The organism is Pseudoduganella albidiflava, from assembly GCF_004322755.1.
GTDB lineage: Bacteria > Pseudomonadota > Gammaproteobacteria > Burkholderiales > Burkholderiaceae_D > Rugamonas > Rugamonas albidiflava.
On sequence record NZ_CP036401.1, the window covers coordinates 3640056 to 3661564 of the forward strand.

At 66.4% G+C, this 21509-nt stretch carries 15 protein-coding genes; 10 read left to right on the forward strand and 5 right to left on the reverse strand.

Annotated features, from left to right (window positions below; translation table 11 throughout):
- Window positions 1-149: 149 nt before the first annotated feature.
- A complete protein-coding gene (locus tag EYF70_RS14995) occupies window positions 150-1016 on the reverse strand; it encodes a DeoR/GlpR family DNA-binding transcription regulator (protein ID WP_131146131.1) in 867 nt (288 codons plus the stop codon).
- A gap of 266 nt (window positions 1017-1282) precedes the next feature.
- On the opposite strand from EYF70_RS14995, the gene EYF70_RS15000 reads away from it, so the two are divergent.
- From EYF70_RS15000 to ppk2, 6 genes are all read left to right on the forward strand, one after another.
- On the forward strand, window positions 1283-1972 hold the full coding sequence (locus tag EYF70_RS15000; protein WP_131146132.1) for a response regulator transcription factor: 690 nt from the start codon (window positions 1283-1285) through the stop codon (window positions 1970-1972).
- A 1-nt stretch (window position 1973) separates the two neighbouring features.
- Window positions 1974-3383 (forward strand): sensor histidine kinase, encoded by a 1410-nt coding sequence (locus EYF70_RS15005; RefSeq protein WP_131146133.1) that lies wholly within the window; start codon window positions 1974-1976, stop codon window positions 3381-3383.
- Window positions 3384-3396: 13 nt separating this feature from the next.
- Window positions 3397-4833, forward strand: a complete 1437-nt coding sequence (locus EYF70_RS15010; protein ID WP_229420873.1) for an ABC transporter substrate-binding protein — start codon at window positions 3397-3399, stop codon at window positions 4831-4833.
- 266 nt (window positions 4834-5099) lie between these two features.
- Window positions 5100-6431, forward strand: coding sequence for an MFS transporter (locus EYF70_RS15015; RefSeq protein ID WP_131146134.1), 1332 nt, complete (start codon window positions 5100-5102; stop codon window positions 6429-6431).
- A gap of 120 nt (window positions 6432-6551) precedes the next feature.
- Complete coding sequence (locus tag EYF70_RS15020; RefSeq protein WP_131146135.1) at window positions 6552-7625, forward strand: patatin-like phospholipase family protein; 1074 nt, start codon at window positions 6552-6554, stop codon at window positions 7623-7625.
- A gap of 44 nt (window positions 7626-7669) precedes the next feature.
- Window positions 7670-8590 carry a polyphosphate kinase 2 gene (ppk2, locus tag EYF70_RS15025; protein WP_131146136.1) on the forward strand — a complete coding sequence of 307 codons (921 nt, stop codon included), beginning with the start codon at window positions 7670-7672 and terminating at the stop codon, window positions 8588-8590.
- A gap of 245 nt (window positions 8591-8835) precedes the next feature.
- Here ppk2 and EYF70_RS15030 read toward each other — a convergent pair whose 3' ends face one another.
- Window positions 8836-9393 (reverse strand): hypothetical protein, encoded by a 558-nt coding sequence (locus tag EYF70_RS15030; RefSeq protein ID WP_131146137.1) that lies wholly within the window; start codon window positions 9391-9393, stop codon window positions 8836-8838.
- Window positions 9394-9749: 356 nt separating this feature from the next.
- Between EYF70_RS15030 and EYF70_RS15035 the strand changes: the two genes are divergently transcribed.
- Window positions 9750-13460 (forward strand): SdrD B-like domain-containing protein, encoded by a 3711-nt coding sequence (locus EYF70_RS15035; protein ID WP_131146138.1) that lies wholly within the window; start codon window positions 9750-9752, stop codon window positions 13458-13460.
- An 88-nt stretch (window positions 13461-13548) separates the two neighbouring features.
- A complete protein-coding gene (locus EYF70_RS15040; protein WP_131146139.1) occupies window positions 13549-14259 on the forward strand; it encodes a PEP-CTERM sorting domain-containing protein in 711 nt (236 codons plus the stop codon).
- A gap of 78 nt (window positions 14260-14337) precedes the next feature.
- On the opposite strand, the gene yghU is transcribed toward EYF70_RS15040, so the two are convergent.
- Window positions 14338-15174 (reverse strand): glutathione-dependent disulfide-bond oxidoreductase, encoded by an 837-nt coding sequence (gene yghU / locus EYF70_RS15045; RefSeq protein WP_131146140.1) that lies wholly within the window; start codon window positions 15172-15174, stop codon window positions 14338-14340.
- 399 nt (window positions 15175-15573) lie between these two features.
- Window positions 15574-16800 carry an ROK family transcriptional regulator gene (locus tag EYF70_RS15050; protein ID WP_131146141.1) on the reverse strand — a complete coding sequence of 409 codons (1227 nt, stop codon included), beginning with the start codon at window positions 16798-16800 and terminating at the stop codon, window positions 15574-15576.
- Window positions 16801-16984: 184 nt separating this feature from the next.
- Between EYF70_RS15050 and EYF70_RS15055 the strand changes: the two genes are divergently transcribed.
- The gene (locus tag EYF70_RS15055; RefSeq protein ID WP_131146142.1) at window positions 16985-17215 is read left to right on the forward strand and encodes a hypothetical protein; all 231 of its coding nucleotides are present in this window, start codon (window positions 16985-16987) and stop codon (window positions 17213-17215) included.
- Window positions 17216-17414: 199 nt separating this feature from the next.
- Window positions 17415-20441 (forward strand): TonB-dependent receptor, encoded by a 3027-nt coding sequence (locus EYF70_RS15060; protein WP_229420874.1) that lies wholly within the window; start codon window positions 17415-17417, stop codon window positions 20439-20441.
- Window positions 20442-20684: 243 nt separating this feature from the next.
- Here the strand turns inward: EYF70_RS15060 and EYF70_RS15065 are convergent, their stop codons facing one another.
- Window positions 20685-21329: a hypothetical protein gene (locus tag EYF70_RS15065; protein ID WP_131146143.1), complete on the reverse strand. Its 645-nt coding sequence runs from the start codon at window positions 21327-21329 to the stop codon at window positions 20685-20687.
- Window positions 21330-21509 lie beyond the last annotated feature (180 nt).

Below are 21509 nucleotides of genomic sequence, written 5' to 3' on the forward strand. Positions count from 1 at the left end.
TGCCTGTCTCCTTGGATTGGTCTGGTTGTTTGTTGCGTTGTTGTTTGTTGCGTTGTTGTTTGTTGCATACGATGGCGGATTGCATTGCGCAGCAGTCCCCCTGCGCGGCGGCGCGGGCCGTGCGCATCGGGCTTGCTGACAAGGTTGATTCAGTGCGGCGGACTGGCGCTGGTCCAGCTGCGCGCCGACGCTTGCGCGCAGGCGGCATCGCACGGACCGGCCGGCATCTCGGGCGCGACGATGTCGACCTGCACGCCGGCGCGCTCCAGCATCTGCACGCCGGCGTCCGGCGCGGCGGTATCGGTGATGACCCGGGCGATGCGGTCGAGCGCGCACAGGAACATGCCGCCGCGCCGGTCGAACTTCGACGCATCGGCCAGCACCACCACGTCGCGCGCCTGGTGGATCAGCCGCCGGCCGGCCTGGATCAGCAGCGCGTCGGCTTCCATCACGCCCAGCGCGGACAGGCAGTGCGCGCCCATGAACAGCCGGTCCGCGTAGCAGTACTGCACGGCCTCCGTATCGAACGGGCTGAGGATGATGCCCTGCGCGGGATACACCTTGCCGCCGGTGATGATCACGTCGTCGCTGCCGCTGGCCAGCAGCTCGCGGGCGATGGCGAAGGAATTGGTGAGTACGCGCATCGGCCGCCCGGCCAGGAAAGCGGCCAGCTGGAACGTGGTGGTGCCGCCGCCGATCAGCAGTGTGTCGCCATCGGCGCACAGCGCGGCGGCCCGGCGCGCGATGGCCCGCTTGCTGCCCGCGTTGGCGCGCGCCGTGTCCGTGAAGCTGCTGGCCGGCGCGCCCGGTGTCAATGCAGGCAGGGGCGTGCCGGCATCGACGCGGCGCGCGCCGCCATGGGTGCGGCGCAGCTGGCCGGCGGTATCGAGCAGGCGGATATCTCGGCGCACGGTGGCGGCCGAGACTCCCAGCCAGCCGGCCAGCCGGGAGATGGGCGCGGCGCCATGCTCGGCGAGCAGGCGCAGCAGGTGCTTGTGGCGGTAGCGCGGGTCCATCGCAGTCTCCTTGGTCGGCCGTCGGGCGGCCTGTTATGTGCGAATGTCGTTGGTAAAACCTGAGCCTCGACGTTATGCAGGCATCGGCGGCAGCCCGCCAGAGCGGGATCGCATGGTTGCTGCCCCCTTTGCCGGCCAACCTTAACGTTCTGTAAGCAAATATACGCAAGCATTAATGAAGCGTAAACCTCTTAATGAAACATTACAGAAAACTGATCATTTCATCGCAGGTGGCTGTTTCATTCATTTATTGTTAAACTCTTTGCATGCATATCCTGCTTGCCGAAGACGATCCGATCCTTGCCGACGCCCTGTGCGCGCACCTGCGCGGCATGGGCTACACGGTCGAACATGCGCCGAACGGCCCGGTGGCCGAATACCTGCTGCAGCGGCAGTCGTTCGACCTGTCCATCCTCGACCTCGGGCTGCCGATGGTCGACGGACTCACCGTGCTGCGCCACGTGCGCGCCACCAACCAGCTGATGCCCGTGATCGTACTGACGGCGCAGGATGCGCTGGAAAGCCGCGTGGCCGGGCTCGACGCCGGGGCCGACGACTACATGACCAAGCCGTTCGACTTTCCCGAACTCGATGCCCGCGTGCGGGCGCTGCTGCGGCGGGTAAGCGCGAGCAGCGGCAACTCGGAACTGGGTTTCGGCAAGCTCCATTTCGACCTGCGCACCCGGCGCGCCACGATCGCTGGCGAGCCGATCGAGCTCAGTCCGCGCGAGTGGTCGCTGCTGGAACTGCTGCTGGTCAACCGCGACAACGTGGTGACCAAGGAACAGATCAACGAAAGCTGGGCCAGCGACAGCGCCGGCACCGGCGCCGGCAACGCCATCGAGGTGTACATCCACCGCCTGCGGCGACGGCTGGAAGGTTCCGGCCTGGATATCCGCACGGTGCGCGGACTGGGCTACCTCCTCGAGGCGGACAGCCGCGCGGCGCGCGCCTGAGATGGTCTCGCTGCACCGCAAACTCCTGCTCTGGCTGCTGCTGCCGCAGCTGGTGCTGTGGGTGGCGGGCGGCTTCCTGACTTACCGGCTGGCCGCCACGTATGCGAACCGGGCGATCGATGCCGGCCTGGCCCAGGCGTCGCGCGCGCTGCTGCGGCAGGTGAAGCCCATCGAACAGGGCTTGCTGATCGACTTCCCGCGCGCCGCGCAGGACGTGCTGGAAGCCGATCCGAACGATCCGCTGATGTACACGGTGAGCACGCCGCCCGGCCACTTCATCCTGGGCAACGAAAACCTGCCGGCGCCGCCGGCCCGCATCGAGCGCAAGCTCGACACCCCCTATTTCTACGATGGCGAAGTGGTGCCGCAGCCCGATCCCAGCGGCACGCCGAAGCAGATGCGCATCGCCGCACTGTATGTGGCGTTCGGCGACATCAGCGCCCCCCAGCAGACCATGCTGGTGCAGGTGGCGCGCAGCAGCGCCAACCGTGAAGAGCTGGCGCGCGCGATCCTGGCCGACACGCTGCTGCCGCTGTCCGGCCTGGTGCTGTTGATGAGCGTGATCGTGTGGGCCGGCATCCGCGCCGGGCTGGCGCCGCTGGCACGCCTGCGCCGCGAGGTGGAAAGCCGGGCGCCGGGCGACCTGACACCGCTCAAGCTGGACCTGGCGCCCAGCGAATTGCGCTCGCTGGCCGGCGCGCTGAACGATCTGCTGGCATCGGTGCGCCACCACGTGGGGGCGCAGCAGCGCTTCATCGCCGATGCGGCGCACCAGTTGCGCACGCCGCTGGCCGGCCTGAAAAGCCAGACGAAACTGGCGCTGGAAGCGGCCAGCGACGAGGCCCAGCGCACCCGGCTGGACATGGTGCACCAGAGTGCCACGCGCAGCGCGCACCTGGTGGCCCAGCTGCTGACGCTGGCCCGCGCCGAGCCGGGCGCGGCGGCGGCCCTGGAACGGAGCCGCTTCGACCTGCACCGCTTCGTGCGCGAGGTGGCGGCGCACCTGGTGCCGCGCGCGCTGCGTTCCGGCGTGGACCTGGGCGTGGACGCTCCCGCCGGCGAGATCCCCATCCTCGCCAACGCCGCGCTGCTGCGCGAAGCGCTTTCCAACCTGGTCGACAACGCCATCCGCTACGCCGGGCGCGGCGCCGAAGTCACCCTGCGCGTGAAGGAAGACGGCGCCGGCGCGGTCATCGTCGTCGACGACAATGGCCCCGGCATCCCCGCCGCCGACCGCGAACGCGTGTTCGAGCGCTTCGTGCGCGCCACCGAAGGCGGCGACGGCTGCGGCCTGGGCCTGGCGATCGTGCGCGAGATCATCGAACGGCACCAGGGCAGCGTGACGCTGGGCGACGCCGAACCGCATGGCCTGCGCGTGACGATCCGGTTGCCGCGCGAGCCGCAGCCATGAGCGCCCTGCAGACATGAGCTCCCCACTGCCGCGCAGGCCATCCGTCACGGCAATGTTGCCCGAAAAATGGGGTACATCCCCATTTTCGCCGTCCCCATTTTTCCGGCAGCGCCCTGGCCGTCTCGCCGCACCGGCGCGCCTCGCAGCCGTCGCGCTCGCCCTGCTGCACGCCGCCCTTGCCTGCCCCGCCCGGGCCGGCGAAGTGGAAGTGCTGCATTTCTGGGCCAGCGGCGGCGAGGCGCAGGCCGTCGCGCAGCTGAAGGCGACGCTGCGCGCGAACGGCCACACATGGAAGGATTTCGCCATCGCCGATGGCGGCGGCGGGCTGGCCGTGCTGATGCTCGATTCGCGCGTGCGTTCCGGGAATCCGCCCACCGCCGCCCAGATCAAGGGCGTGGCGATCCAGGAATGGGCGCGCAAGGGCAAGCTGTCCGGCCTGGACGACGTGGCCGGCGCCGAGCGCTGGAATGCGCTGCTGCCGCAGGTCATCAGCGACACGATGAAGTACCGCGGCCACTACGTGGCGGCGCCGCTCAACGTGCACCGCGTGAACTGGCTGTGGATCAACGCCGACGTGCTGCGCAAGGCCGGCGCGAAAGTGCCGGCCACGTGGGACGAGTTCTTCGCCGCCGCCGAGGCGATTCGCCGGATCGGCGTCACGCCGGTGGCCTACGGCGGCCAGTCCTGGCTGGACCTGGGCACCTTCGAGAGCGTGGCGATCGGCGTCGGCGGCGTGGACTTCTACAAGAAGGCTTTCCTCGAACTGGACCGCGCAGCGCTGACCAGCCCGGCGATGGAAAAGACGCTGGAAACCTTCAAGCGCCTGAAGTCGTACACGGACCAGCGCAACATGGGGCGCGACTGGGTGGCGGCGACGGCCATGCTGAACCGCGGCGCCGCCGGCATGCTGATCATGGGCGACTGGGCCAAGGCGGAGATCCTGGCGGCCGGCAAGCGCCCGGGCATCGACATCCTGTGCACGGCCACGCCGGGCTCGCGCGAGGCGTTCAGCTTCGACATCGATTCGATCGTGCTGTTCGATGTCAGCGCGGAGAAAAAGGCCGCCCAGCGCGACCTGGCGCGCGCCGTGATGGGCCGCGACTTCCAGCAGGCCTTCAACCTCGCCAAGGGGTCGATCCCGGCCCGGCTCGACGTGCCGCTGGAGCGCTTCGACGCCTGCGCCCGCCGCGCCCGGCAAGACTTCCAGCACAGCGCAAAACGGGGCACGCTGCTGCCCAGCCTCGCGCACGGCATGGCCCAGCCATCGCACACGGTGGCGCCCATGTGGGACGTGGTCCAGCAATTCTGGAACCAGGACCGCATGACGGCGCGGGAAGCGATGGCGCGTCTGGCCGCTGCCGCTGTCCCTGCTTCTCTCCCTGTTTCTCCCCCTGCGTCTCTCCCTGCCCCTGCCGCGGCCAATCGCCAGCGGCCGCCCGCGGCCCGCTGAAGGCTCGCCGGGCCTGTCGGTAGCGAAATGTCAATCATGCCGGCAGGCCCCAAATAGCGTTCGGTCATCGAACAAACGGTTGTCTATCGAACGCGCGTTCAGTATAGTTGCCGCGTGACCCGGCGGCCGCCTCGCGGCCGCCGGCGCATTTCATCGACTTCCCGGACGAGACGCCCTTGCGTGCCCGCATGAACCAGGCATCGGAACCAAGAAAGCAGCGCGCGCCGGCCGGGATGTCATCGGCAACAAGCAAGCATGGAGACAACATGGAACATCAAGCGCTCGACGTCCGGGCCCACATCAATGGCAGGAGCATGTCCCGGTACCAGTGGCTGCTGCTCGGCCTCTGCTTCCTCATCGTCGCCACCGACGGCATGGACGTGGCGATCATGGGCTTCCTGGCCCCCGACATCATTGCCGAATGGGGCATTTCCCGCACCGCGTTCGGCGTGGCGATGAGTGCCACGCCGGTCGGCCTGGCCATTGGCGCGCTGTTCGTCGGTCCGATGTCGGACCGCTGGGGGCGCAAGCGGATGCTGCTCGGCGCCGTCGCGCTGTTCGGCATCTTCAACCTGCTCAGCGCGGCCGCCGACAATATCGTCGTGCTCGGCCTGCTGCGCTTCCTGACGGGCCTGGGCCTGGGCGCCGCCATGCCGTGCTGCACCACCCTGCTGTCCGAATACGTGCCGGAGCGCTCGCGCAGCACGCTGCTGGCCGTGATGTTCACCGGCTTCAACCTGGGCTCGGCGCTGATCGGCTTTGCCGCGGCGGCACTGCTGCCCTCCTACGGCTGGCGCGCGCTACTGCTGATGGGCGGCGCGATTCCCCTGCTGTGCCTGCCCATCTACGTGTGGCTGCTGCCGGAATCGGCGCGCTTCATGGTGGTGCGCAAGATGGGTTCCGCGAAGATCGCGCAGACGCTGCGCCGCGTCTGTGGCGGCGAATTCACCGATGCGACACGTTTCCATGTCAGCGAACCGCCCGTCGCCACCGGCCACCCGGTCGCCACCCTGGTCTCGCCCACCTACAAATCGATGACGCTGTCGCTGTGGACCACCTACTTCATGGGCCTGCTGGTGATCTACCTGCTGGGCGGCTGGCTGCCCACGCTGATCCGCGATGCCGGCCTGCCGATCGAGCGGGCCGCCAGCCTGACCGCGCTGTTCCAGCTGGGCGGCACGCTCGGCGCGCTGGTGGTGGGCTTCTACATGGACCGCTGGCGCGCCAACCGCGTGATCGGGCTGGCCTATGGCGGCGGCGCGGTCTTCATCCTGGCGCTGGCCGCCAGCGACATCCACTCGGCAATGTTCACCGCATTCGTGATGCTGGCGGGCTTCTGCATGAATGGCGCGCAAACCGGCATGACGGCCTTCGCGCCGGCCTGCTACCCGACAGCGGTGCGCGCCACCGGGGTGTCCTGGATGCTGGGCATCGGCCGCTTCGGCAGTATCCTCGGCTCGTTCCTGGGCGGCGTGCTGCTGTCGATGGGCTGGGGCTTCTCGGCCGTGATCGCGATCCTGGGCATTCCGGCAGCCATCGCCGGGCTGGCCATCCTGCTGGTCCACGCCGGCAAGCGCAATACGCCGAAGCCAGCCTGACGGTTCCTGTGCCGGCGGCGCGCCATGCGCGCACCGCCGGCTGATCCGTAGCGCCGAAGGTTCGCGAAACCCCCTACAGTAGCGGCAAGGGCCGTCCTTGGCCCAGCCACATCAAGGGGAATGCAATTGCTGATCGCCACCAAAAAAACAGTCAGCCTCGCCCTGCAGGGCGGCGGCACCTACGGCGCCTTTACCTGGGGCGTGCTGGACCGGCTGCTCGACGAAGAGCACCTGGTCATCGATTCACTGACCGGCAGCAGCGCCGGCGCCATCAATGCCGTGGTCACGGCCGATGGCCATGCCTTCGGCGGCGGCCGGCGCGGCGCGCAGGCCGCGCTGCGGCGCTTCTGGACCACCCTGGGCCAGGTATCGCTGATGAGCCCATTGCAGCGTTCGCCCGTCGACCGCCTCACCGGCCGCTGGGACATGGCGCACACGCCCGCCTATCACCTGATGGAGATGATGGGGGCGATCATCGGCCCGGTGACGAACCTGCCGCTCACCATCAATCCGCTGAAGCAGTTTCTCGCGACGATGATCAACTTCGAGCGGGTGCGCGGCTGCGCGGAGCTCGAACTGTTCATCGGCGCCACCAACGTGCGCACCGGTACCGGCAAGATCTTCACGCGCAGGGAGCTCGACGTGCAGCGGCTCATCGCCTCGGCCTGCCTGCCGACCGTGTTCGCCGGCGTGGAAATCGACGGGGAACTCTACTGGGACGGCAGTTATGTCGCCAACCCGCCACTGTTCCCGCTGCTCGAACGGCCGGCGCGCGACGTGATCGTCGTGCAGATCAACCCGATCGCCCGCGGCGAACTGCCGCGCAGCCAGGCCGACATCGCCAACCGGTCGAATGAAATCGCGTTCAATATCGCCTTCATGCGGGAAATCAGCTCGCTGTATCACACACAGCACCTGGCCGACGAGGAACGGGCCGCGCGCATGGCCGCCGAGCCCACGCGTTTGCACCTGATCAGCGGGCTGGATACGCTGATGGATTATGGATTCTCGAGCAAATTCAATTCCGAGCTGGGCTTCCTGGAAAAGCTGCATGGACTTGGCGTGGCCGCCGCCGAACAATGGCTGCGCGAGCACGGTCGCGACCTGGGGCACAGGACGACGCTCGACCCGGCGCGCATCTTCGCCGCCGACATCGTCGCCGAACGCCGCGAGTCATCGGCCTGTCACGTTTGATCCGTAGACTGCGGCACCATCTTCCCATGTAGCCGGAGCACCACATGTTGCAGAACAACCCGCAGGACGTCATCCACCGGATGCAGCGCGACATCGACGACAGCTACGACGAGGAGCTGGAACTGGAACTGGACGACCGCGATCTCGATCCCGACACGCTGCTGCCGCAGGGAGGTCGCAGCGACGAGGAGAAGGATGCGCGCCGCGCGTATTTCCGCGAGCTGTTCCGGCTGCAGGCCGAGCTGGTGAAGCTGCAGGACTGGGTGGTGCACACGGGTCACCGCGTGGTGATCCTGTTCGAGGGCCGCGACGCCGCCGGCAAGGGTGGCGTGATCAAGCGCATCGCCCAGCGGCTGAACCCCCGGGTCTGCCGCATAGTCGCCCTGCCCGCGCCGAACGACCGCGAACGCACGCAGTGGTATTTCCAGCGCTATGTCTGCCACCTGCCCGCCGCCGGCGAGATCGTGCTGTTCGACCGCAGCTGGTACAACCGCGCCGGTGTCGAACGGGTGATGGGTTTCTGCACCGATGCGGAGTACGAGGAATTCTTCCAGACCGTGCCCGAGTTCGAGCGCATGCTGGCCCGTTCCGGCATCCAGCTGATCAAGTACTGGTTCTCGATCTCGGACGAGGAACAGAATGCCCGCTTCCTCAGCCGCATCCACGATCCGCTGAAACAGTGGAAGCTGTCACCGATGGACCTGGAATCGCGCCGCCGCTGGGAGGAATACACGAAGGCCAAGGAAATCATGCTGGAGCGGACCCACATCCCCGAGGCGCCGTGGTGGGTCGTGCAGGGCGTCGACAAGAAAAAGGCGCGGCTGAACTGCATCGCCCACCTGCTGGCGCAGATTCCGTACGTGGAAGTGGAACGCCCGGCCATCGCGCTGCCGGAGCGCGAGTACCACGAGGACTACGTGCGGCGGCCGGTGCCGGAGGAGATCGTGGTACCGGAGATTTATTGACGGGAGTTGTCGCGGGCTTGTCTCGTTGGCCCGCACAACCGCAACGAATGGCGACCGTGAAGCTGCCAGTACGGCTTTATTGCGCGTGTTGTCGAAAGTCCTGCGAAAACCAGGTCGGGTCCTGTTGGCGCTTATACCACCCCAAGTGCAAGACCCGGGGTCAGACCCAACGGGTCTGACCCCAGCAGTTCGCTGCCGGGTGTGGTGCATGCGCTAATGGCATGCCACGGCAGACCTTTATCTGCTCAATTGATCGCCCGCTTCTCGCCACCCGGCGCATGCCGCCAGGTCGGCCATGCGTCGTCGCGCGGACGGGCCGGCGCCTGCGGCAACGGTTGCGGCTCCGGCCGGGCCAGCGCCAGCGTCAACGCATTGATCACTTCATCCTTGCCCTGCACCCGCTGCCGCCACGTCACGTCGGCCGCCTGGCGCGCGGCCTTTTCCAGCTGGGCGATCCGTTCCAGCAGCGCGATGCGGTGCTCGCAGGCGGCCAGCCGCTCGCGCAGCACGGCCACTTCCAGCGCCGCCCCGCCTTCACCCTGCTCCGCCACTTTCGCGCCGTCGACCTGGCGCAGCACGGCCTGGATCGCCTTGTCGGTGGCCGCCGGCGATGCGCCCGGTGCCCCCGGTTCCTCGCGGCGGCCGATCTCCCCGTAGGCACGCGCCAGCGCGGCCGAATCGATCTTCAGCGCGCCGTCGGCCGTGAATACCTTGTCCAGCCGGCCCTTCTCGATGTCGCGGTAAATGGAAGCGCGGCTGCGGCGCGCCAGGCGGGCGGCTTCGGTAACGGTAAGCAGTGCCATGTGGTGGTTCAACCAGGACGAGTGGACAGGGCTCGCATGATGACTGGCCGATGACTTTCCGTCAAGACAGCACCGGATCGTGGGCGGTTCTTGTCCAGGACGCCCGAATTACAACAGTTTTTAATATAACGAATGAAACTTCCATTACAGATACTAAACATTTATTTACTATGGTTACCGAATAGCGCAAATTGCTATACAATGAACAACATAAATAGCTGATAGGCATCAAAACGGCCGATCGTGCTATACCTCCCGGCAGAGGCTGTACCCAATACCTGTACCGCGTCCCAGGGCAACCCCGTCCGCTACCGCCTCCACCTGCGCGGGGCCGGACATTGGAACTTACACACTGCATGAGCGATTTAGCACTGACCACCACCGTCCACGTCGATGAAGACACGTCCGCCACCCTGTCGCTGCGCGACATCATGGCGCAAGCCGGGTACGTGACCGACGCGGCACTGACTGTCGAAGGTTTTGAAACGCAGCTGCCGAACGGCGAGTACATCCAGGGCGATACGCCCCTGCTGGGCCTGGCCGATGGCGAACACCTGTACATCCGCCCGGGCGCCTGGCAAAAGGACTACAACGGCCAGTTCGCCACCTACCAGTTCCTGGTGGAAGACGGCGAGTACGGCAACTACGTGTCGGTCGAACTGCGCGTGGTGATCGATCCCGTCAACGATGCGCCGACCGGCGCCGACCGCGACTTCGACCTGCTCGACCGCACCCCGGTCGTGCTGGCCGCCGCCGATTTCGGCTTCGCCGATGCCGTCGAAGGCCATGGCTTCCAGTCGGTGATCATCGAATCGCTGCCGGCAGCCGGCACGATCCTGCTGAATGGCGATGCCGTCGCGGCGGGCAGCGAAATTTCCGCCGCCGATATCGCGGCCGGCAAGCTGACCTTCGTACCGAGCGACACCACCGGCGGCATCGTCGAGATGGGTTTCCACGTGCGCGACAACGGCGGCACCACGGGCACCGGCGCGCAGGACACCAGCGTCGCCACCAATTACCTGTCGTTCAAGGTGCCGATGCCGGCCGGTCCGGGAACGGGCGCACCCACCCTGGCAACGATCGGCGACACGGTCTGGGAAGACAATAACGGCAACGGCCTGCAGGACGCCGGCGAAGCGGGCATCGCCAACGCGACCGTGGCGCTGCGCGATGCCGACGGCAACGTGATCCAGACCACCACCACCGACGCCGACGGCCAGTACAAGTTCGAGATCGGCACCGGCAGCTACATCGTGGCCGTCACCGCGCCGAAGGGCTATGTGGCCACCGACAAGGGCGTGGGCAGCGATGGCGCGGTCGACAGCGACATCGATGCCAGCGGCCTGACCGACGCCATCGCCGTGGCCAAGGGCGATGTCTACGACAGCGCCGATGCGGGCCTGTACCGCTACGCCAGCGTGTCCAGCACCGTGTGGAACGACACCGATGGCGACGGCAAGCTCGACGCGGACGAAAGCGGCATCGCCAACGTGGCCGTGTCCCTGCTCGACGCCGACGGCAACGTGGTCGCCACCGCCTCCACCGACGCGGGCGGCCATTACAAGTTCGGCGACCTGAAACCGGGCACCTACAGCCTGCAGTTCGATGCCAGCACCCTGCCGGAAGGCGTGACGTTCGCCTCCGGCAACGGCAGTACCGCGCAAGTGACGCTGTCGTCCGGCCAGGACGCCGTGTTCGAGGCACCGGCCAACCTGCAACTGGGCAGCATCGCCAGCACCGTGTGGGAAGATGCCAACGCCAACGGCGTGCGCGACAGCGGCGAGACCGGCATCGCCGGCGCCAGCGTGTCGCTGGTCGACGCCAGGGGCAACACCGTGGCCACCACCACGACCGATGAGCAAGGCAACTACGCGTTCACGACCGCGGCCGGCAACTATTCGGTGCAGGTAGCCAAGCCGGCCGGCTACGCGTTCACGGGCCAGAATGTCGGTACCAACGATGCGATCGACAGCGACGTCAACGCCGCCGGCGCTTCCGCCACGTTCGCCGTCAAGGCCAACGCCACGGTCGATCCGGCCGATGCGGGCCTGTACCGCGGCGCATCGCTGGGCAACAAGGTCTGGTACGACTGCGATGGCGACGGCATCCAGGACGCCGGCGAAAGCGGCATCCAGGGCGCCAGGGTCACGCTGCTCGACGCGGCCGGCAAGGCCCTGTCCAGCACCGTCACGAACGCCAGCGGCAGCTACGCCTTCACCGGCCTGAAGCCGGGCACCTACAGCGTGCAGTTCGACACGTCGGCCCTGCCGGCCGGCTACACGGTCACCAAACAGAATGCCGGCGGCAACGATGCGCTCGACTCCGACGTCGATGCCAAGGGCCTGTCGCAGCAGGTGACGCTGGCTTCCGGCGAGAACAACACGAGCATCGATGCCGGCGTGGCGCAGATGGCCTCGATCGGCAACCGCGTCTGGCTGGACACCGATGCCGACGGCATCCAGGACAGTGGCGAATGCGGCGTGGGCAACGTGCTGATGACGCTGAAGAACGCCAAGGGCGACGTGGTGGCCACCACCACGACCGATTCGAACGGCTACTACAACTTCAACGTGGCCGCCGGTACCTACAGCGTCAGCATGAAGACGCCGGATGGCTACGGCATCACGAAGCAGTACGCCACCGACGCCGGCTACGACAGCAACGCCGATGCCAAAGGGTACCTGGGCAGCGTCACGGTCAGCGCGGGCCAGGCGGTGAAATCGCTCGATGCCGGCCTGACGCAGACCAGCATCCGCAGCACCGTGTGGGAAGACAGCGATTTCGATGGCGTGCAGGACAAGAACGAATGCGGCATCGGCGGCGTGACCGTCAAGCTGTACGACGCGAACCACAAGCTGAAGGCGACCACGGTCACCGCGGCCGACGGCACCTACGCGTTCGACAAGCTGGCGGCGGGCTCCTACAGCGTGGAAGTGACGCGCCCGGGCGGTTACCACTCCACCAAGGCCAACGTGGGTTCGGACGCCACCGACTCCGACTTCGCCAACCTCGCCGGTTCGTCGACCATCGCGTCGAGCGGCGTGTTCAAGCTGGCCGCCGGCCAGCAGAAGACCGACGTGGACGCGGGCCTGTACCGCAAGGCCAGCATCGGCGACAAGGTGTGGCGCGATGCGAACCACAACGGCGTGCAGGACCGCGGCGAGGAAGGCATCGGCAAGATCAAGGTCATGCTGTATGACGCCTCCAGCAACAAGCTGCTGTCGACCACCACCACCGACAGCAAGGGCAGCTACCTGTTCAGCAACCTCGATCCGGGCAGCTACTACCTGAAGTTCGACAAGACCGACGTCAAGTTCACCGACGCGAAGGGCCTGACCTACGCGATGAACGACTGGAAGTGGGGCGTGAAGAATACCGGTTCCAACGACCACGTCGACAGCGACGTCAAGGGCGACGCCATCAGCAAGGTCGGCCTGACGCAGACCGATGCCACGTTCCTGTACTCCGGCGAGAACGACATGAGCTGGGATGCGGCGATCACGCCGATCGCCATCGACCTGGACGGCAATGGCATCCACACGATCGCCCGCGCCGACTTCACCGGCAGCTTCGACCTGCTGGGCACCGGCACCGCGATCCAGTCGGGCTGGCTGTCCGCCGGCGACGCCTTCCTGGCGATCGACGCGAACGGCAACGGCAGCATCGACGGCATCGCCGAGCTGTTCGGCGGCGCCAGCAAGGGCAGCGGCTTCGCCAAGCTGGCGTCGTTCGACAGCAACGGCGACGGCTTCGTGACGGCGGGCGACGCGCAGTTCGCGGCGCTGACGCTGTGGCAGGACGCCAACAGCAACGGCATCACCGACGGCGGCGAGCTGATTTCGCTGGCGCAGGCCGGCGTGACCTCGCTGGCCGTGGCCTTCGAAGAACTGCCGTTCCTGGATGCCAATGGCAACCTGCACCTGGAGCGCAGCAGCGCGGTCGTCAACGGCCAGGAAGTGTCGATGACGGACGTGTACTTCAACGTCGCGGCAGCCGATGCGGCAGCTGCCGGCATCGACGCGGCGAACATGGCCGAACTGGTCGGGCAGCCCATCGCCTTCGCCTGATACCGGCCCGATACCGAAACATGAAACCTTGCGCCGGCGGTGCCGGCGCTGACACAACGATAAACACAACAATAAACTGGAAAACAATATGAAGAACATCGCTCTGAAACTGTCCGCCCTGGCCCTGGGCGCCGCCATGCTGTCGCCTGCTACCGCCTCCGTGATCGGCACGCCGGTCGAAGCCATCATCAAGAGCAACGCCAAGCAGACGACCTACTACACGCAGAACTGGAACGGCACGGCAGGCCGCGTCAACCTGCAGACGTGGGATGTCTCCACCAAGGAAGGCGAACATTTCCTCGCGCTGTGCATCGAGCCGGGCGTCGACATGAAGACCAACAAGCAGAGCTACACCGAGTTCGGCGACTTCAGCTTCGACAGGAACGGTGCCAGCATCGACCGCCTGTACGGCCTGTTCTACGGTTCGGCCAGCGCCGCCGGCGGCGGCAAGGAAAGCCTGAGCTTCCAGCTGGCCCTGTGGGAGCTGTACAACGACGACGGCACCCTGAGCGTCACCCAGAATGGCAAGCTGGCGGTCCTGGAAGGCGGCAGCAACGCCGACACGACCGGACTGTATGCCGGTGCCGGCACGGTCGTGGCCCGTGCCAACGCCATGCTCGCCGACGTCGCCTCGGGCAAGGACTACATCACCAAGTACGACTACACGGTCTACCGCGGCGCCCACCAGGACTTCGTGTCGGCCACCGTCTCGGCCGTGCCGGAACCCACCACGGTAGCCATGATGGGCCTGGGCCTGGCACTGATCGGCCTGACCTCGCGCCGCCGCGCCAAGCGTTAAGCGCCGAGCGCTGCCTCCCCGCCGCGGGACATGAAAAAACGGGCGCCGCGGCGCCCGTTTTTCGTTACTGGCCAGGCCTCAGTCGAGATCCGCAGCCGCGTGCCGCTCCGGCACATGCCGCTCGCCCTGCAGCCGGTTGACACGCCGGCCGCGCGCCACCGCCGGGCGGGCCGCCACCTCCTCCGCCCAGCGCCGCACGTTGGTGTACTCGTGCACCGACAGGAACTCGCCGGCGCCATACAGCTCGCCCAGCACGAGCAAGCCGCACCACGGCCAGATCGCCATGTCGGCGATCGTGTAGTCGTCGCCGGCGACGTAGCGGTGCGCGGCCAGCTGGCGGTCCAGCACGTCGAGCTGGCGCTTGGTTTCCATCGCGTAGCGGTCGATCGGGTACTGCAGCTTTTCCGGCGCATACGCGAAGAAGTGGCCGAAGCCGCCGCCGACGAACGGCGCCGAGCCCATTTGCCAGAACAGCCAGTTCAGTGTTTCCGTGCGGGCCCGAGTGTCGCGCGGCAGGAAGGCGCCGAACTTGTCGGCCAGGTAGACCAGGATCGAACCGGATTCGAAGACGCGCAGCGGCGCATCGCCGCCACGGTCCACCAGCGCCGGGATCTTGGAGTTCGGGTTGATGTCCACGAAGCCGCTGCCGAACTGTTCGCCATCGCCGATACGCACCAGCCAGGCGTCGTATTCGGCGCCCTCGTGGCCCAGCGCCAGCAGTTCTTCCAGCAGGATGGTGACCTTCTGGCCGTTCGGCGTGCCCAGCGAGTACAGTTGCAGCGGATGGCTGCCGACCGGCAGTTCGCGGTCGTGGGTGGCGCCGGCCACCGGGCGGTTGATGCTGGCAAAGGTGCCGCCGGACGCCGCGGGCGGCGTCCACACGGCCGGGGGCACGTATTTCGGGGTTTCACTCATGCGTTTTTCGCTCCTCTACGGGTCATGGCCGCGCCGGTGACAGGTGCGCGCGGCCTCGGACAGCTAGTTTGGCATGGTTGCGAAAAACGCGCACAGCGCCCCGAATGCCGTTACGTTAAACCCACCCAAGTGCAGATTCCGGGGTCAGGGAGGAATACTGGCTCGTAGGCCAGTACCGCTACGTCGGCAAGGAGCGATGCTCCTCGAAACCCCGACTACGCCCCGGCGGGGTGAAGCAGAGGTTTCGCGAAGCCTGCTTCGCGCCTGCGGAACGGTGCTGGCATGCAGGCCAGCACTCCTTCCTGACCCCAGCCCTTCGCTGTTGGGGTGAATGCATGCGCTTTCAATGTGCCGGCCGATGCTTGACTTAACGGCATAAGCGCGGCGCCGGATTTTTTCCTACGCCGCCCGTTCCGAGCGCCGCTCCAGGGTCTGCAGGTCGAGCGGCCGGGTGAGCCGGTAGCGCGCCAGCGCCGCGGCGCCGACGGCCACGGCATCGGTGCCGAAGTGCGAGGTGCGGATCTCCGGCGGCGCCAGCATGGCCGCCTCCGCATAGCCGGCCAGCACCTGCCGGGCCGGCCCGGTCAGCGCGTCGCCCAGGCGCAGCGCCGGGCCGCCGATCACGATCGCCATCGGATCGAACCCGGCCCACAGGTTGTTCAGCAGGATGCCCAGCTGGCGCCCGGCCGCGTCGACCGTGGCGCAGGTCGACGGCACGCCATCGGCGACCCGCTTGTACAGCCGGTCCAGTGCCGCGTAGCTGGGCCGTTCGTCGCCCAGCAGCGCGGCCAGGCCGATCAGCGCGTCGGCGCAGCCGCGGCGCCCGCAACTGCAGCGCGGGCCGTCGGCCTGCAGGATCGCATGGCCCACCTCGCCGCCGAAACCGTTCATCCCCGTCAGCAGCCGGTCGCTGACGATGATGCCGGCGCCGACGCCATAGCTGATCGACAGGTAGATCAGCGGATCGCCGGCCGTCTCGCGGGAAAACTCGAATTCGGCCAGCGCCGCCACGTTGGCCTCGTTCTGCATGTACAGGGGCCGGCCCTGCAGCACGGTGCCGGCGAAGTGCGCCTCGACCTGGCTGCGCACGTCGACATTGCGCCACCCCAGGTGAGGCGCGTGCCGCAGCACGCCCGTGTTTTCATCGACGGCGCCATGCAGCCCGATGCCCACGCCCAGCACCTGCCGCGCGCCGCCCGCGGTGGACGGCCGCGCCAGCCGGCGCGCCTGCCGCACCATCGCCTGGGCCGCCAGGCGGATGCAGGAAGCCGGGTCGTGCGCATCGTCGTAGTCGATCACCCGCGCATCGAGCACATCGCCCAGCAGGTTGGTGGCCAGCACCCGCGCCTCGTCGACGCCCACCTCGGCGCCGATCAGCGCCAGCCGGCCGGGATCCAGGTGCAGCGGCGTGGCGCGGCGCCCTACTTCGCCCGTCACCAGCAGCGCGCTCTCGGTGAGCCAGCCTTCATCCATCAGCTCGCGCACCAGCTGGCTGACGGTGGATTTCGTCAAGCGCAACTCATCGGACAACGCCGCGCGCGACAGGCCGGGTTGTGCGCTCACCTGGCGCACCAGCGCCATCCGGTTCAGTTGTTTCAGGAGTTGCTGGTCACCGGTAACGGGCATGGCGGCGGGTCTGGGTCGATTGCGGTGGGCGGATTATGCAACAGCGGGAACGCTCCTGCCAAAAAAAGGCCGCTCAATCCGCTGCGCATTCCGGACGGTTCGCGGCGCACGGTGGACACGTTTCCAGGCCGCGCGGGATTTTCCCCGGTGCTTGTGAGCATTTTGCAACAAGGCGAAAGCACAAATGCAAGCAATTCGGCGGACGACGATGCTCGGCAGCAAACTCGACAACGATCTGGACACGTTTCCAGAAGTCGTTGATTTTGCTATGAAAACGATTTCTTGGAAACCGTTTTCCGTACTATTACGTAAGGTATGTAATCGCCGCGCGGAACGTAAATCCTTGCTGTTACAGGGTTTTTTACAGATTCCGGACCAATTTTTATTTGTTCGCGCGATTGACCAATTGCCGTGATTTTCTTACTCTTGCATAAATTACGTCGTACCAGCAATGTTGCGCAGACAGCATGCGGTGTGGCGAAAGTCCCGCGGTAATCGGAACGACGGGACGTGTGAGTTTGGCAAAACCAATGACGCCGCCTCCCCCTGCCCACGGGCGTGGCGTTCCACATCAGAGAGGAGACACCGTGCTGTACAGCAAGAAGAAGAGTTCCATGGAACTCAACGCAACACCCAATACCCACCACCGCCTGATCGCCATCGCCGTCGCCGGGGCTTGCGCCACGCTGATGGCACCGGCGTTCGCGCAGGATGCCACCCAGGCGGCCCCGGCATTAGCCCAGGCCGCCGCAGGACCGTCGGCCCAGGAAGCCGCCGGCAGCGTCGCCGATCCGACCGCACCAGCCACCGTCGTCGTCAAGGGCATCCGCGCCTCGATGCAGTCGACGCTGAACCTGAAGCGCAATTCCGACGGTATCGTCGACGGCATCGTCGCCGATGACATCGGCAAGTTCCCCGATACCAACCTGGCCGAATCGCTGCAGCGCATTTCCGGCGTGTCGATCGACCGCAACCGCGGTGAAGGCTCGCAAGTTACCGTGCGCGGTGTCGGCCCGGACCTGAACATGGTCCTGCTGAACGGCCGCCAGATGCCGACCTCCAACCTGGGCGACCTGGCCGGCCGCGCCTTCGACTTCTCGAACCTCGCTTCGGAAGCCGTGTCGCAGATCCAGGTGTACAAGAGCTCGCGCGCCGACACGCCGCCGGGCGGCATCGGCGCCACGCTGAACATCATGACGGCGCGCCCGCTCGACCTGGGCAACATGGCCAGCATCGGCGGCAAGGTGGTCTACGACACGTCGAACGACAACCTGCCGCAGGAAGACGCGGCGAAGCGTTCGTACACGCCTGAAGTGTCGGGCATCTACAGCACCACCTGGGGCGACGGCAAGTTCGGCGTGTCGATCAGCGCCAGCTACCAGGAACGCAACCTGGGCGTGAACCAGGCGCAGATCACCAACGGCTGGAAGGGTCCGTACACCGCCACGCAGACCGGCGTGACGGGCGTGATCCCGCTGCCAGGCGCGCCCGGCTCGGAAAACATCACGAACCGCCCGGACGGCAGCGACGTGTATTCCGTGCCGCAGAATATCTCGTACTTCATGCGCGGCTCGCAGCGCCAGCGTACCAACGGCCAGCTGACGTTCCAGTTCCGCCCGAACAAGGACCTGACCACCACGCTGGACTACACCTACTCGCTGAACAAGGTGCAGACCAAGTACCACGAGCTGTCGGCCTGGTTCAACCACGGTCCTTCCGTGTCCAGCTGGACCGATGGCCCCGTGGCGTCGCCGATCTTCTACCAGGAGAACGTGACCAACCAGGACATCAGCATGAATGGCGGCGACTTCGCCACCAAGTCCGAGAACAAGTCGATCGGCTTCAATACGCAATGGCGCGCCACGCCGGACCTGCGCCTGACGTTCGATGCGCACCACTCCACCGCGGTCTCGCAGAAGGACAGCCCGTTCGGCTCGAACAACGACCTGGCCACCGTCAGCTTCAGCCGCGGCAATACGCGCGTGAACTTCGAGAACGAAATGCCGGTGCTGTCGATCGAAGGCGCCGACTTCAACCGCGCGCCGATGCAGGTGTCCGGTTCATGGTTCCAGGAAGGCTACCAGCGCATGGAGATCGACCAGGCCCAGGCCGGCGGCCGCCTGAAACTGTGGGACACCTCGGAACTGAACTTCGGCCTGCAGCTGACCAACGTGAAGAACCGCTCGGCGTTCCAGCAGGTGCAGAGCGATTCGTGGGGCGGCGCCACCTCGCCGGCCGACTACCCGCAATCGATGTTCCGGCCTGATTCGCTGAGCCAGTACTTCGACAAGCTGGGCGGCCACGACAACCCGGCCCTGTTCCAGCAGATCCACCTGTTCGACTTCGCCGCGATGCGCCAGCGCGTATCGGATGCAACCGGCAAGCCGGCCCTGTACCTGCCAAGCCTGGCCAATCCCGACTACGACCGCCGCACCACGGAAAAGAGCCGCGCGCTGTACTTCCAGCTGAACACCGAGTGGGATACGGCGATGCCGATGCACACCGGCATCGGCGTGCGCTACGAAAAGACCGACGTGCTGTCGACCGCACTGTCGCAGACCGTGTCCGGCGTGAACTGGGTGGCGCAGAACGAACTGCCGTTCGTCTTCTCCGGCAAGGACTTCACCAGCCTGACGGGCAAGTACCACCACTTCCTGCCGAGCCTGGACTGGGACATGAACGTGCGTGACGACTTCAAGGTCCGGGCCAGCTATGGCTGGACGATCGGCCGGCCGCGCTACGACCAGATCCAGGGCGGCACGAACATCAGCCCGACCGGCAACATCAACTACGGCACCGGCACGCGCGGCAACCCTGCGCTGGAACCGGTCAAGTCGAAGAACCTGGACCTGTCGGCCGAGTGGTACTACTCGCCGCAGAGCACCGTCTCGCTGGGCCTGTTCCACAAGTCGCTGTCGAACTACGCGGGCCAGAGCGTGAACATGGAAACGTCGCCGAACGTGACGACGCCGGTGGGCGGCGCCTACTGGAACGCGGCGCTGGCGTCGGGCTGCATCAACACCGACACCACTTGCATCCGCAACTACATCTTCCGCAACTTCAATGGCCAGGCGGGCGTGGTGCGCGGCGCGCCGAACGCGCTGGGCAACGAAACGGGCACGATCTCGGGGATCCCTGGCAATCCGGCGGTGCAGTACCAGATCACCTCCTTCGTCAACGAGAAGTCGGCCAACGTGAAGGGCGCGGAAGTCAACTGGCAGCACATGTTCGGCACCAGCGGCTTCGGCGTCCAGGCCAACTACACGTACGTGAAATCGAACCTGGCGTTCAACAACGCGGGCGCGGGCAACCAGTTCGCGCTGGTCGGCCTGTCCGACTCGGCCAACGTGATCGGTATCTTCGAGAACGACAAGTGGTCGATCCGTGCCGCGTACAACTGGCGCGACGAGTTCCTGTCCGCGGTCACCGACCAGGCAGGTTCGAATCCGCAGTACGTGGAACCGTATGGCCAGGTCGACCTGTCGATCGGCTACAACCTGACCAAGAACCTGACCCTGCAGTTCGAAGGCATCAACCTGAACGACGAAACGCAGCGCGTGCACGGCCGTACCAAGGACATGGTGCTGACGGTCACGCAGGGCGGTCCGCGCTACATGCTGGGCGCACGCTACAAGTTCTGATCCACCGCGATCGCGGGGCGCCGGAACCGGCGTCCCGCGTTACCGGACAAGGCTGCCCTCGGGCGGCCTTTTTTTTGGGCGCTGTTCGCGTTAACTAGGGCAAGCCCGCCGATTGCTAGCCGAACGCACCGTCGCCGCGCATCAGGCCGATCCGTGCCACTCACCTGGTGTGAATCAAGGTCCTGGCCAATGACTGGAGTGCCACCCGTTGCTACGTGTCCTGCCCGGTTCGCGAGACAGGGGTTACCTGAAGACGCCGCTCCCGAAACGGCCATACAGGAACGCCAGCTGAGAACACAGAAGAATCAGCCCGCCATTGGTCCATGCAAATGCCGCCAGCCGGGCAGTCGTCAACGGCAAGGGCGGCGGACGGACCAGGAAGGCGCCGAGCCTGCCGAACAGCCAGCTGGCCAGGACCAGGATGCCCGCGGCAATGGCAAAGTCGAACCAGCCGGACCACGCGAAGGGCATGCAAGGGCAGTGCACGACAGAGCTCATATAAGAATTGAGCAGCACATACGCCGGAATCAGGAGTGCCGCGAGCGCGCCGGGTAACAGCAGCAGCAAGGCGCGAAGCCGATAGGCTGCGATCTGCCATGCCAGGAAGGCGGTTTGCATGGTCACGACGATCAGCCAGTCGGCGAGGGCAACCGGCCGTATCGCCAGGCCGAGCAAGGCTCCTGACACATCCGCCCCATAGATCAGCTTGCTGACAACCTCGTACGTCCGGCCTGCCCCGAGCAAACCGACCGGCACGCCAACCATCACGGCGGCAAAGGAAACCAGACAGGCTTTTTGATGCCTGAATCCCTCTTCGGAATCGCTGTCCGGGTCGCCATGCCATGTGCGACGAAGCCAGCCGGCGAAACGCGAACGAGCGGGCGTCATCGGGCTATCCTGACTGGAGCGAAAACCGGGCCGGGCAAGGCAAATGTCATCGAAGGCATGAATTCGGAAGCAACACTGGCCCGGATTCTACAAGATGATTCCCGCAGGAAATCTCTCCAATACTCACGGAATCGCCGGCCCCGCTTGCTCCCGAAGCCCCTTGCCGCGAGCTCGCCAGGC

Excerpts from the sequence above, each read along its gene's own strand:
- yghU (WP_131146140.1), bottom strand. The coding sequence starts at position 15,174 with ATGAGTGAAACCCCGAAATACGTGCCCCCGGCCGTGTGGACGCCGCCC.
- EYF70_RS15055 (WP_131146142.1), top strand. The coding sequence starts at position 16,985 with ATGCAAGCAATTCGGCGGACGACGATGCTCGGCAGCAAACTCGACAAC.
- EYF70_RS15010 (WP_229420873.1), top strand. The coding sequence starts at position 3,397 with ATGAGCTCCCCACTGCCGCGCAGGCCATCCGTCACGGCAATGTTGCCC.
- EYF70_RS15065 (WP_131146143.1), bottom strand. The coding sequence starts at position 21,329 with ATGACGCCCGCTCGTTCGCGTTTCGCCGGCTGGCTTCGTCGCACATGG.
- EYF70_RS15035 (WP_131146138.1), top strand. The coding sequence starts at position 9,750 with ATGAGCGATTTAGCACTGACCACCACCGTCCACGTCGATGAAGACACG.
- ppk2 (WP_131146136.1), top strand. The coding sequence starts at position 7,670 with ATGTTGCAGAACAACCCGCAGGACGTCATCCACCGGATGCAGCGCGAC.
- EYF70_RS15030 (WP_131146137.1), bottom strand. The coding sequence starts at position 9,393 with ATGGCACTGCTTACCGTTACCGAAGCCGCCCGCCTGGCGCGCCGCAGC.
- EYF70_RS15050 (WP_131146141.1), bottom strand. The coding sequence starts at position 16,800 with ATGCCCGTTACCGGTGACCAGCAACTCCTGAAACAACTGAACCGGATG.
- EYF70_RS14995 (WP_131146131.1), bottom strand. The coding sequence starts at position 1,016 with ATGGACCCGCGCTACCGCCACAAGCACCTGCTGCGCCTGCTCGCCGAG.
- EYF70_RS15060 (WP_229420874.1), top strand. The coding sequence starts at position 17,415 with ATGGAACTCAACGCAACACCCAATACCCACCACCGCCTGATCGCCATC.
- EYF70_RS15015 (WP_131146134.1), top strand. The coding sequence starts at position 5,100 with ATGGAACATCAAGCGCTCGACGTCCGGGCCCACATCAATGGCAGGAGC.
- EYF70_RS15040 (WP_131146139.1), top strand. The coding sequence starts at position 13,549 with ATGAAGAACATCGCTCTGAAACTGTCCGCCCTGGCCCTGGGCGCCGCC.
- EYF70_RS15005 (WP_131146133.1), top strand. The coding sequence starts at position 1,974 with ATGGTCTCGCTGCACCGCAAACTCCTGCTCTGGCTGCTGCTGCCGCAG.
- EYF70_RS15000 (WP_131146132.1), top strand. The coding sequence starts at position 1,283 with ATGCATATCCTGCTTGCCGAAGACGATCCGATCCTTGCCGACGCCCTG.
- EYF70_RS15020 (WP_131146135.1), top strand. The coding sequence starts at position 6,552 with ATGCAATTGCTGATCGCCACCAAAAAAACAGTCAGCCTCGCCCTGCAG.